The sequence below is a fragment of the Vibrio sp. S17_S38 genome, from assembly GCF_014694375.1.
Classification (GTDB): domain Bacteria; phylum Pseudomonadota; class Gammaproteobacteria; order Enterobacterales; family Vibrionaceae; genus Vibrio.
In genome coordinates this window covers 194,306-206,232 of sequence record NZ_JAAUWW010000004.1, presented here as the reverse complement: position 1 = coordinate 206,232, position 11,927 = coordinate 194,306, and the positions used below count along the sequence as shown (strand labels likewise).

Here is an 11,927-nt window from a genome sequence, read left to right as displayed (position 1 = left end):
TTGGTTAACATAATCACCATCCAGTTTTGTTAAAACTGAATGATACCAAGTGGATCAATTTTCAATTGGTGTTAGTGGATCATTTTTGCACTGGTGGTGACATTGAATCAGATAACACTCGACCTATTTCTTTATCGATGCCGTTAAGAGGTGATGCCTACACGGGTAATGAAGTGATTAACTTTTTTGATAACTTGTTACCAGATAACCAAAATATTAGAGAGCGAATTGTATCGCGTTATGGTGCTGAAACTGTTCAGCCTTTTGATTTATTGTCTAAGGTAGGCCGTGATGCGGTAGGGGCGATTACACTGATCCCTGAATCTGAGGTTATTCCTAATAATAAAGTTATAGAAGGCTCTGAGCTTGACGAAAATCGATTATCAACAATACTTAGAGGCTACTTAGATGAGGCCCCATTAGGTATGCTCCAAAGCGAGGATGATTTTAGAATATCAATTGCAGGTGCTCAGGAAAAAACCGCATTACTTAAACAAGGTAGTAAATGGTATATCCCTCATGGGTTAACACCGACTACTCATATTATCAAATTACCAATTGGTGAAATTGAAACATCAAATAATATCTTGGATTTATCAAATAGTGTTGATAATGAGCTTGTTTGTATGCGGTTATCACAAGCATTTGGTATTCCGACTGCTAATTGCGACATTCTTATCGCAAATGATATGAGAGTATTAGCCGTTGAAAGATTTGACCGTAAGTTATCCTCAAGCAAGAAATTCTACCTGAGGTTACCTCATGAAGATTTTTGCCAGGTTAATAGTTTGTCGCCTGCGAAGAAATATGAAAGTGATGGTGGCATCGGTATTGCCGACATCATGAATACACTGTCTTACTCTTCAGAACCACAAGATCGACAAACGTTTATGCGTAGCCAAATATTATTCTGGTTACTTGCTGCTATTGATGGACATGCAAAAAACTTTTCATTAAGAATTGGAGCCGGTGGGAAGTTTGCTCTGGCACCATTATATGACATTATTTCCGCTTATCCTTTAATTGGCGGTCGTGGCCTTCATGAGCGAGAGTTGAAGATGGCGATGAGCTTGAAGGCTAGCAAAGGTAGAAAAAGGAAATGGCACCAAATCCAACCTAGGCATTTTTCGGATACAGCGAAAGAAGTATCGTTCAAAACCCATGATTTGAATATTTTGTTAGAAGAGTTTGCAGATACGACTGAAAAGGTAATTGAATCCGTTTCTAGTGGCTTACCCGATGGGATTAATGAAGATGTCCGAGATAAGATATTTGCTGGTTTAGTGAAGACATCAGGAAAAATTACTACAGTGTGATCTTTTATCCTATCAGTGTTGAGTGGATATAAGATAATTAATCGTATTGATAAGCATCCCTAGAATTAGGCTTTAACTATCTAACTTAGGGGTAATGCCAGTCAACTTAAGTGACTGGCATTAGCATAATTGGCGTCTTTTTTGTATAAACTTCGTTGTGATTTATGCGGTTTATTTCTTACGGCAGAACTCAGCAATCACATACATAGACTGACCACCGTTTGCTTTACCAGAAACTAATTTAGGGTCGTTACCTAGGCTGATGCCACGGATTACGGTGCCTTGCTTGATTACTTGGTTAGTCCCTTTTACCGGTAAATCTTTAATTACAGTAACGTCATCGCCTTTCTTCAATTCAACGCCATTACAGTCAAAAGGTTTATCATCGTTAGACATGCCCTGCATAGCCCAAGTCATTTGCTCTTCTTCTATATACATCATATCAAGTAGTTCATTTGCCCAAGCTTCACCTTGACGTGATAGGTGAGTTAACTGGCGCCATGCAAGTACTTGGACTTGAGGCACTTGGCTCCACATGCTGTCGTTCAGACAACGCCAGTGGTTTACATCCATGTTTTCTGGTGATTCAACTTGTACACGGCATGTCTCACAAAGAATGGCAGCATGATCGACAGTGGCAAATGTATGGGGCGCGACAACAAAAGGAGCCAATGAAGACGTGGAAGCGCATAATTCGCATTTTGATTCGCTACGGGCAAGTAGAGTGGTTTCAGTTGACATTGATATACACCTAAAATTTTCTGGGTTATTTGCAAGGCGACATTATCCATATATCACCGTACTACTTCAAGGTGAATTGAAAATCTGAGGAGCAGTTTTACCATCTACATCTTAAACATGGCTTACAGTTTAAATAATTTAGAAAGAGATAATTTTTCTTGGTCAGACAGAATCGGAATATTGTCGGCTTGCTGCTCCTTGACTAAAGATTTCAATAAGTCGACGGCTTGTTGCTGATAATTTATATCAAGTTGGATAAATTGCTCAACCAACTCTTCTAAGTTTGTATTGTTATCTTGTTCCATCGTGCTGTCCTTGCTGAATTTTTAGCACAATGTTTGTGCTGATAAAATCTAACTAATTGAATATATTCTTTATATCAGCTTGAGTGGACGTATTGTTTTTATTGTGTAAAATTGGGTCAAATTAATTGAAAGATGCGAAGTAGGGAAGCAGATGACCAAGTTGGTGTTTGGACTTATTTTAGTCGCGATAGGTGTTGGTATTGGCATTAAATATCAAGATCAAATTATGGATTTTCTGGATATTAGACAAATGGAAGATGTGCAAGATGGTTATGAAGATGCCAAAGATAACCTGCAATCTGGAATGAGTTCTTTGTCTGATACGGTTAGTCAGTTAGGTCAATAACCTAAATTAAATTAGAATATATTTTAAAAGGCTTCAATTGTTTGAAGCCTTTTTTGCGTTTTGATATAGCATTTTTTATGCAGATTAATGAGATAATTTCATCGGCGTGTATCCATAATCAATAATGATTTTTTGTCCTTCAGGAGAGACAATAAAGGCTAAAAAAGAGTCGATGGATTTATCTTGATGATCTTTCTTTTGCACCACTAAAAATGGGCGACTTAATTTATATTCTCCGCTGGAGATATTTTCTGATGTCGGTTTAATATCATTGAAGGTAATGGCTTTGACCGATTTATCCAATGAACCCATAGAGATGAATCCAATCGCTTGAGGGTTGTGATTAATGAGCGTCTTCATCATGCCATTACTGTTTACGACCAAGATTTTTGGGCTGATATTAGATACAAGGTGCTCATTAACTATTTTGGTTAAACCGAGTAAACTTTCAAAGCTATATCGCGATCCAGAAGATGCCTCACGAGTGACAACGGCAATACCCTTATCCTCACCACCTACTAGCTTCCAATTCGTGATTTTTCCTTGATAAATTTGGGTTAGTTGCTCAGTTGTTAAATTACTGACAGGGTTTTTAATGTTGGTTGCAATGGCTATTCCATCGTAAGCAATGGTTGTCATGGTTAAATCCTTACTGAGCTCAGCTTCGGTTAGGTAACGAGAGCTCATGCCTAAATCTGCGACACCTTTGGTCGCTAAAATAATGCCAGCAGTTGAGTCTACGCCTTGCACTGCAATATATGAATCTGGATGGGTTTTATTATAGGTTTCGGCGAGGACGTCCATTACTCGAGTAACAGAAGTAGAACCTGATACAACGATATCTTTTGCATATACCGTTGAAATACAGAGCAGGGAAGAAAGTAACCCCGTGAACATCACACGTAACATGCACATCTCCAAAAATTGAGTGAGTATTAATTTACTGGGTATTATATGTTGATTATGTGACATTTTTGTGAATAGCCATTTGAGTGTTTAAATAGGTAAATAAGAAACTTTGGTGGAGGGCTGAAGAGTTGGCTTATCTTCATCTATACTGGTATTAAATGTAAGTCTGTATTTAAAGGCGATATTGATATGCCATCAGAAATAGAACTGCAGAGAATAAAGCGTAGGGCTGAAAAGCTTTGTCATATTCGCAATGAGAATTTACCTTTAACACAAGGGAAATCGAGTTTCGATATTCAAGGTGAACAGTTTATTTTTTATAAAGCTATGTTTTCAGTTGATTCCATGCGATGTCAGCATGAACTTGAAGTGGCTAAATTACAGTATGATATGACGGGTAAACAATGGCATTTATTGGTACGTTCTGAAGCTCATAAAGAAGGGTTGTGGCAAGCGCATCTATTTCATCCTGTACATGCTGATGCATTGAATTTACTGACAGTGATTGAAAAAGACACCGATGAATGTATTTGGAGTTAGGGGGGATTTTCGTAGTTCGGCACTATTTATTCATTATAAAAAACACCTCAGACTAATCTGAGGCGTTTGAAATGGTACTGATTAATTAATGCTAAATCAGGTCGGTTTAAGTTTTGACCTGATATTATTCTGTCAGCGCGTTATCAGTATTTTCTTGTACATCTTGAGCGTTATCTTCAGCCAAAGGTGCAAAGGTTTGCGTTGGCTTAGCGGTAATGCTACGAGTATCGGTACTGACGTTGATTAAAGTCACTTCAATAATATCGCCTAGTTTAAACTCAACTTGTTTGTCGATTTCTATTGTACCTAGTTCACGAGAACCAATAATGCGTTCCTTATTATCAATGATTTGAGAGCAAGGAATAAAGACCGCAGCCCCATTTTCAAGTAAACGAGCACGCATACCGGCGCGATTTACATCGAATATCTCCGCTTGAAACTTAGTCTCATTTTTAGGTTCATTGATTAAAGTACGCGCATATAACCAATCCCCAACATTGCGTTCTGCCATACCATGGTAACGACGACACAATGACATTTCTTCACCAATAGTTTCATCGGGTACTTGCACCGGTGCTTTATCTAAGATCAAAGCTTTAAGCATACGATGATTGATCATATCGCCATACTTACGGATTGGAGATGTCCATGTGGCGTAAATATCTAACCCCATAGCATAATGCTCAGCCGGAAGGTGATTAATGACACTGTACGCCTGACATTTACGAATGCGGTTATCTAAATAAGAAGTATCTTGCTTTCCGAGCCAGCGACGCAGAGCACTAAAACCTTCCAGAGTCGCAACGGATTCAGCACTAAAGCCTAACTCACCTTCAGGATCAACCAGTTCAATCACATCTTTTAATTTGTCTTCTTTAAAACCGGCATGAGTATTGAAAATACCTGATTGAAATTTTTGTTTCAGTGCGGTTCCTGCGCAAATATTGGCAGTGATCATGGCTTCTTCAACCAATTTATTGGCGGTGCGACGTAAATCCGCATGAATCGCGATCACATCGTTGTCTTCACTTAGTTCAAAGCGGTAATCAGGGCGATCCGGAAATACGACTGCATTGTTTAAGCGCCACGTGGCACGAGCTTTGGCAAATTGATGCAATGTTGAAATCACAGGGGCAATGTTTTCTTGTGGCTGCCAATCTTTGTTTGTGTCTTCTAACCAATCAGAGACTTTATCGTAAGACAGGCGAGCGTGTGATTTCATTGTGGCTGCAAAGAAATGAATATCATCACCAATGACGCCATCTTTAGATACTGTCACCGAGCAACATAGCGCAGGTCGAAGTTCATCTTGTTTTAGTGAACAAAGGTCATCTGCCAGATCACGTGGAAGCATTGGAATATTACGACCAGGTAAATAGATAGTGAAACCACGTTTGCGAGCAACTTTGTCCATATTTGAATCTGGAATGATGTAAGCCGTTGGATCAGCGATGGCAATCGTCAGTTTAAAATCACCTTCAACTGTGGTTTCAGCGTAAAGCGCATCATCCATATCTTTAGTGGATTCACCATCGATAGTCACAAATGGCGTGGCGGTCATATCTACACGTTCTAGTGCTTCATCATCGATTAATTGCCATTCTTCGCCTTCTTCCAAGCCAGCAGGTTCGCAGTTTGGTAAATCATTTTGCGCCAATGTTACCCACCAAGGTGCAATTTTGTCATCTGCATCTGTAATTTTATCGGAGATTTCGGCTAGGAATTGATCATTGGTGTTATCGGCCATAAGGGGGTGTTCAATTAAATGAGCAACAACCCAATCACCTTCATTGAGTGTTTCAGGATTAACACCTTTACGAGCTTTGGCTTTAAGAGATAGCTTACGCAGTTGAGGGTGATCGGGCACCACATTCAAGCGACCTTTAAACTTTTTCACTCGTGCGATAAAGCGAGTAAGAGAAGGCTCAATAAGCTCATCCGGTTCTGCGCTTTCTTTATCATTTTCACTGCGAATAATCGCAATAACTTTGTCGCCATGAATGCATTTTTTCATAAACGCAGGTGGGATAAAGTAACTTTTCTTACTATCCACTTCTAAGAAACCAAAGCTTTTATCGGTTGCTTTTACGGTGCCTTCTTTTTTCGGCAAGGTTTCTTTCATTTGTTGTTTAAGTTGCGCGAGGAGCGGATTGTCTGAAAACATGGGCTTCTTTCTAAATTTAGTGAGTCGAATTCTATGAGGCACACTATAATGATTGCACAATGGGATTACCACTTTATTACCTTGCCTTTTTAGTTTGTTTTTGTGCTTCTCACATTGTTTACATAAAGATGGGAATGTTGAGGATTTAATCGGCTGTAAAATGGTGGTTTATTGTTGTTTTTATGATTTTGGCTCCCAAAACAACAAAAATGTGATGAAATTCAATTTTTCCTAGCTTTTTTTGTGTTTATCAGGCAGAATTCGCCTCCCTTAATGATGTCCCGAAACAGCTTAAGGCGTTTTCTACCTAATCCATGATTTTTATGGAACACGAAGTTAGGGTAGGTATTAGAGGTAGTTGAGCTTAATGGGACCGAAATTTTCCTTAAATAAGTAGGAACCCCATGCAAGAATCTGAAATCAAATTTATCGATCTAGACCTTAATGAAAATCTTCTTTCTGCTCTAAATTCGATGGGCTTTGAAACCCCAACCCCAATCCAAGCCGCTTCTATTCCTTTCCTTCTTGAAGGCAAAGATGCTTTAGGTAAAGCGCAAACAGGTACTGGTAAAACGGCTGCGTTTTCTCTGCCAGTTCTGAATAAAATCGATCTTAACCAATACAAACCACAAGCCATCGTTATGGCACCGACTCGCGAACTTGCTATTCAAGTCGCGGCAGAAATCAAAGTACTTGGCCAAAATATTAAAGGCTTAAAGGTTATTGAAATCTACGGTGGCGCATCTATTGTTGACCAAATGCGTGGCCTGAAAAATGGTTCTCACATTGTTGTTGGTACTCCAGGTCGTGTAAAAGATTTAATTAATCGTCGTTCTCTTCAATTAGACGAAGTAAAAACTTTCGTTCTTGATGAAGCCGATGAAATGCTAAAAATGGGCTTTGTTGATGATGTAACTTGGATCATGGAACAAGCACCAGAATCTGCACAGCGTGTACTTTTCTCTGCGACTATGCCTCCAATGGTAAAAACGATTGTTGATCGTTTCCTACGTAATCCTGCTCGTGTTGATGTTGCTGGTGAAAACCGTACTGTTGCTAAAGTTGAACAAAATTACTGGGTCGTAAAAGGCGTAGAGAAAGACGAAGCAATGTCTCGTCTACTTGAAACTGAAGAAACAGATGCATCAATTGTATTTGTACGTACTCGTCAAGATACTGAGCGTTTATCTGATTGGTTATCTGCGCGCGGCTTTAAATCAGCAGCATTGCACGGTGATATTCCTCAGGCACAACGTGAACGTACTGTTGATAACATCAAGCGTGGTGTGATTGATATTTTAGTTGCAACTGACGTTGTTGCTCGTGGTCTTGATGTACCTCGTATCACTCACGTATTTAACTACGATATCCCATTCGATACTGAATCATACATTCACCGTATTGGTCGTACTGGCCGTGCTGGACGTACTGGTAAAGCAGTATTGTTAGTTCGTACAAACCAAATTCGTATGCTTCGCACGATTGAGCGTGTAACTCGATCTAGCATGGAAGAAATTCAACTTCCTAACCGCGATAAAGTAGCAGAAGCTCGTCTTGCTAAGTTAGGCGCAGAACTAGAAGCTGAAAAAGGCAATGCATCACTAGCAAGCTTTGCTGAACTGATTGAGAAATTACAAGTATCTTTAGAAGTTGATGCGGCAACACTTGCGGCTATTTTACTTCAACGTCAGCAAGGTAAGCGTCCTTTGTTCTATCAAGGGCCTGATCCAATGGCTGATGCGATTGAGCGTGAAAATAAACGTCGTAAAGAGCGTCGTGACAATCCTCGTGATGATCGTGAAGGCGGTCGTGATGGTGGTCGTTCATTCGGTGGCACTAAACAAGATTGGGATACGTACCAACTGCAAGTCGGTCGTGACAGTGGCGTTCAAGTGAAAGATATCGTTGGTGCATTGGCAAACGAACTTGGCTTAACAAAACACTCAATTGGTGCAATTAAACTGGCTCAAGGTCATACATTTGTTCAGCTTCCAAAAGCAATGACTTCTGAAGTTGCGGGTAAGCTTAAGAAATTACGCATCCGTCAGAAAGAAGTAAGTGCAACCGTTTGTGATTTTGATGACTTCCGTGAATCTCGTGGCCCTCGTGGCGGTGCAGGTTCTGGTGCTCCTCGTCGTGATGGCGGTAACTCTCGCGGTGGACGTGGTGGGGAAGGTCATCGTGGTCGTCGTGAAGGCGGAGCTCCAGCCGGTGGTCGTGATGGCGAACGTCGTTTTGATCGTAACCGTAGTAGTGCTGCGAAAGGCAAACCTACCGCGCCTCGTACTAACCGCGACGCATAAATTGAATCTACTATGCTCAATTAAATTGGGTGTAAGCTAGAACAAGAAACCGAGAGGGCAATTGCTATCTCGGTTTTTTTATATCTAATTATTGGATTTATTTAAGTCCTATAATGGATCATGCTTTTAAAAATATGTTTACAGTGAAAACTAAATAGATTCTTGCTGTAGATCAAGTTAACGAAGACTCTTTTCGCGCTCATCGCAAAGAAAAGTTGAAAAAATAAAAAATTATTGAATAATGGTGATTCACTTATAAATTGAAAGCAAGCCGTTTTTACCGCTTGCTGTTTTACTAATCGCATATAAGAGAAAACTCATGTCAAATCAATATGTACTCGTTATCAATTCTGGAAGCTCTTCACTTAAATTTGCTGTTATCAACTCCGAATCGGGTGAGGCTGTGTTAACAGGCTTAGGTGAATGTTTTGGCCTAGATGATTCTCGAATGAATTGGAAGTATCAAGGTCAAAAACAAGAGGTTTCAATTGTTGGTGAGGAAAATCATCATCAATTAGCCATTAGTAAGCTTGTAGATATCGTTGCAGAATATAATCTGACAGATGCCATTGTTGCTGTAGGACATCGTATTGTTCATGGTGGCGAGAAGTTTACGAAAACTGTTCAAATTAATGAGCAAATTCTTAATGATATTGAAGCGGTAAAAGAGCTAGCGCCATTACATGCTCCAGCAAATGTTATTGGTATAAAAGCTGCATTAAAAGCTTTTCCAGCATTACCTCAGTTTGCTGTATTTGATACCGCTTTCCATCAAACTATGCCTGCCAAAGCCTATATGGGCGCAATTGATAAAACGCTTTATGATGAATATTCAATTCGTCGCTATGGCTTTCATGGTACTAGCCACTATTTCGTAAGCCGTGAAGCAGCGAAAATGCTCAATAAACCTGTAGAAGAGTGCAGCTTTATCTCTGTTCACCTCGGTAATGGTGCCTCGGTCTGCGCAATTAAAAATGGCGAAAGTGTTGATACTAGTATGGGGTTTACACCACTTTCTGGTCTTATGATGGGAACGCGTTGTGGCGATCTTGATCCAGGTATCATTGAGTTTTTGATCAACAAAGGTTGGTCACCAGAGAAAGTATTCGATACCTTAAATAAAAAATCAGGCTTTCTGGGAGTATCGGGCTTAACCAGTGATGCTCGTGGCATTTTAGAGGCAATGGGAGAAGGACATGAAGGAGCGACGTTAGCGTTTCAAGTGTTCACATACCGCGTTGCCAAATATATTGGTTCTTATATGGTGGCACTGGATAATCTAGATGGCATTATTTTTACAGGTGGTATTGGTGAAAATGCACTTCTTATTCGTCGTGAAATTTTGAAATATCTTAAAATCTTCGGCTATAAAGAAAATGAACAAGCGGATGCGGATGCACGTTTTGGTGAAGAAGGTATCATCACGACAGAAGACTCCCCTGTAGCGATGGTTATTCCGACGAATGAAGAGTTTGTTATTGCTCAAGAGTCAGTAGCATTAATGAAATAACGCTCTAAATAATAGAAAAGATGAAGGCTATTACTGAGTATTTCGGTAATGGCTTTTAGTTTTTATCCGTTTTCAGTTTCTCATATGAAGGTGAAAACGGATCACTCGGCGTCTCTGACTCTTTAGATTTATCGGCAGCTCCGTCCGGTATAAACTCAGAATTATTAGTGGTTAAATTTTCAGTTTCCAAGTCGTCGGTTTTTACCTTTTCTTCTTCTTTTTCTTTAGTATTATGATCCGCTAAAGGTAGGTCACCTTGTTGTAACTTGGCTTTTTTCAATGTGCGATGTAGTAATTGAGTATAAATTGGCTGCCCATTTAGTAACTGAGCTGTAATGGTGGCACCTAAAGTCGTAATTATCAGTGGTAGAATTAGATGATAATTATTGGTCATTTCGATAACGAGTAAAATGCCTGTAATAGGGGCTCTTACGGTTGCAGCAAATAATGCCCCCATGCCCGCAATCGCAAACATACCCGGCTCAATTGGCAAGCTAGGATCAATGTAGAGTGCAAATTGACCAAAAAAGGTGCCAAATAAAGTTCCAAGGGCTAGCATTGGAGCAAAAATGCCACCGGGAGCACCGGAGCCAAAACAGATTAGCGTAGTAGCGACACGAGCAAGAAACAAAATCATTAATATGCTGGTACTGTAATCACCGTTGGTTGCCCCCGGAATAATAGCAATACCTCCGCCCGTTAATTCAGGTAAGTAAAGTAGAAGAAGTCCGAAAACGCCTCCAATCACGGTTCCTGTTATCAAATATCGTTTACGTTCGTTACGGTGAACCAAGACAAACATATCTTGCGACCAAGTGACGAGTCGGTTGAATGTCACACCAAAAATACCAAAAATTAAGCCTAAAACTAAAAATAGCCATAAAGTATGTAGATCTGGTGCATCGTATTGAGGCATCGTAATGACGGCATCTTGTCCCTTTAGTGTACGAAATACGATGGTGGACATGACAGAAGAAATAATGACGGCTTTTATCGACAAAAGGTTATAGCGAAAATGAGGCCGCATTTCTTCAACAACAAACATGATGCCAGCAAGTGGGGCATTAAATGCAGCGGCCAAACCGCCTGCTGCGCCGCAAGCTAATAAAGAATGGCGACCTTCTTGGTTTTTAAGTCGGAATATATCAGAGACCATTCGGCCAATATTGCCACCCATTTGTACCGTTGGTCCTTCTCGACCAAGCACCATACCAGATCCTAAAGCGCCTAAACCCCCGAAAAATTTTACGGGCAGAACTCGCCACCAACGAACAGGGCGTATGTCATCCATTGCGCCCTCGATTTCAGGTATACCAGACCCCGCAGCTTCTGGTGCAAAGCGGTGTACTAAGTAATAGCCAATAAAAGCGAGCGTAGCACTGACAATAATAGCGGTCAGCCAGAGTGGTAGTAATGAACCAAGCTCTTGTTTAAGCCAATCAGTACGAGTCTCAGAAACCCACGTAACACCCATTTCAAAAAGAGTGCCGACAACCCCAGCGAGGATCCCAACAATAGCCGAGAGAAGTAAGATCGAAATGGGAGTCTTATCTCTTGTCAAAATCACCCCGACAAACTTTTTAGATTTGTACCGAGATAAGGATTGTTTAAACGACTTTGAGGGGGCCATTAGGGTATATGCTTCCTATGATTTGAAGAATTCAGCATGAGATTTATTAGGCTGTAATTATAAAATGTTGCGAGAGAATTACATCTAATTGTTACGAAAAGTAAGTTTACTTATAAAGTAATAAAATAGCACAGCTTTTATACAAAATTTATATTGCTAGTGT

At 40.1% G+C, this 11,927-nt stretch carries 10 protein-coding genes; 5 read left to right on the top strand and 5 right to left on the bottom strand.

Annotated features, from left to right (window positions below):
• Positions 1-74 precede the first annotated feature (74 nt).
• A complete protein-coding gene (locus tag HC725_RS05225; RefSeq protein ID WP_342365925.1) occupies positions 75-1,316 on the top strand; it encodes a type II toxin-antitoxin system HipA family toxin in 1,242 nt (413 codons plus the stop codon).
• A 171-nt stretch (positions 1,317-1,487) separates the two neighbouring features.
• Here the strand turns inward: HC725_RS05225 and HC725_RS05220 are convergent, their stop codons facing one another.
• Together HC725_RS05220 and HC725_RS05215 are read right to left on the bottom strand one after the other, a co-directional pair.
• A complete protein-coding gene (locus HC725_RS05220; RefSeq protein ID WP_190330713.1) occupies positions 1,488-2,057 on the bottom strand; it encodes a PhnA domain-containing protein in 570 nt (189 codons plus the stop codon).
• Positions 2,058-2,179: 122 nt separating this feature from the next.
• Positions 2,180-2,362: a hypothetical protein gene (locus HC725_RS05215; RefSeq protein WP_190330712.1), complete on the bottom strand. Its 183-nt coding sequence runs from the start codon at positions 2,360-2,362 to the stop codon at positions 2,180-2,182.
• A gap of 151 nt (positions 2,363-2,513) precedes the next feature.
• On the opposite strand from HC725_RS05215, the gene HC725_RS05210 reads away from it, so the two are divergent.
• Positions 2,514-2,708: a YtxH domain-containing protein gene (locus tag HC725_RS05210; protein ID WP_190330711.1), complete on the top strand. Its 195-nt coding sequence runs from the start codon at positions 2,514-2,516 to the stop codon at positions 2,706-2,708.
• An 84-nt stretch (positions 2,709-2,792) separates the two neighbouring features.
• On the opposite strand, the gene HC725_RS05205 is transcribed toward HC725_RS05210, so the two are convergent.
• Positions 2,793-3,617, bottom strand: a complete 825-nt coding sequence (locus tag HC725_RS05205; RefSeq protein WP_190330710.1) for a phosphate ABC transporter substrate-binding protein — start codon at positions 3,615-3,617, stop codon at positions 2,793-2,795.
• Between the two features lie 189 nt (positions 3,618-3,806).
• On the opposite strand from HC725_RS05205, the gene HC725_RS05200 reads away from it, so the two are divergent.
• Positions 3,807-4,157 carry a DUF3024 domain-containing protein gene (locus HC725_RS05200; RefSeq protein WP_190330709.1) on the top strand — a complete coding sequence of 117 codons (351 nt, stop codon included), beginning with the start codon at positions 3,807-3,809 and terminating at the stop codon, positions 4,155-4,157.
• A gap of 124 nt (positions 4,158-4,281) precedes the next feature.
• Here the strand turns inward: HC725_RS05200 and rnb are convergent, their stop codons facing one another.
• On the bottom strand, positions 4,282-6,321 hold the full coding sequence (gene rnb, locus HC725_RS05195; protein WP_190330708.1) for an exoribonuclease II: 2,040 nt from the start codon (positions 6,319-6,321) through the stop codon (positions 4,282-4,284).
• Between the two features lie 404 nt (positions 6,322-6,725).
• Here rnb and HC725_RS05190 point away from each other — a divergent pair, with 404 nt between their 5' ends.
• Entirely contained in the window at positions 6,726-8,624 is a 1,899-nt protein-coding gene (locus HC725_RS05190; RefSeq protein WP_190330707.1) for a DEAD/DEAH box helicase, read from the top strand.
• 319 nt (positions 8,625-8,943) lie between these two features.
• Entirely contained in the window at positions 8,944-10,134 is a 1,191-nt protein-coding gene (locus HC725_RS05185) for an acetate/propionate family kinase (RefSeq protein ID WP_190330706.1), read from the top strand.
• 55 nt (positions 10,135-10,189) lie between these two features.
• Here HC725_RS05185 and clcA read toward each other — a convergent pair whose 3' ends face one another.
• Positions 10,190-11,764: a H(+)/Cl(-) exchange transporter ClcA gene (gene clcA / locus HC725_RS05180; protein WP_190330705.1), complete on the bottom strand. Its 1,575-nt coding sequence runs from the start codon at positions 11,762-11,764 to the stop codon at positions 10,190-10,192.
• Positions 11,765-11,927: the final 163 nt, after the last annotated feature.

Excerpts from the sequence above, each read along its gene's own strand:
- HC725_RS05190 (WP_190330707.1), top strand. The coding sequence starts at position 6,726 with ATGCAAGAATCTGAAATCAAATTTATCGATCTAGACCTTAATGAAAAT.
- HC725_RS05210 (WP_190330711.1), top strand. The coding sequence starts at position 2,514 with ATGACCAAGTTGGTGTTTGGACTTATTTTAGTCGCGATAGGTGTTGGT.
- clcA (WP_190330705.1), bottom strand. The coding sequence starts at position 11,764 with ATGGCCCCCTCAAAGTCGTTTAAACAATCCTTATCTCGGTACAAATCT.
- HC725_RS05200 (WP_190330709.1), top strand. The coding sequence starts at position 3,807 with ATGCCATCAGAAATAGAACTGCAGAGAATAAAGCGTAGGGCTGAAAAG.
- rnb (WP_190330708.1), bottom strand. The coding sequence starts at position 6,321 with ATGTTTTCAGACAATCCGCTCCTCGCGCAACTTAAACAACAAATGAAA.
- HC725_RS05215 (WP_190330712.1), bottom strand. The coding sequence starts at position 2,362 with ATGGAACAAGATAACAATACAAACTTAGAAGAGTTGGTTGAGCAATTT.
- HC725_RS05220 (WP_190330713.1), bottom strand. The coding sequence starts at position 2,057 with ATGTCAACTGAAACCACTCTACTTGCCCGTAGCGAATCAAAATGCGAA.
- HC725_RS05205 (WP_190330710.1), bottom strand. The coding sequence starts at position 3,617 with ATGTTACGTGTGATGTTCACGGGGTTACTTTCTTCCCTGCTCTGTATT.
- HC725_RS05185 (WP_190330706.1), top strand. The coding sequence starts at position 8,944 with ATGTCAAATCAATATGTACTCGTTATCAATTCTGGAAGCTCTTCACTT.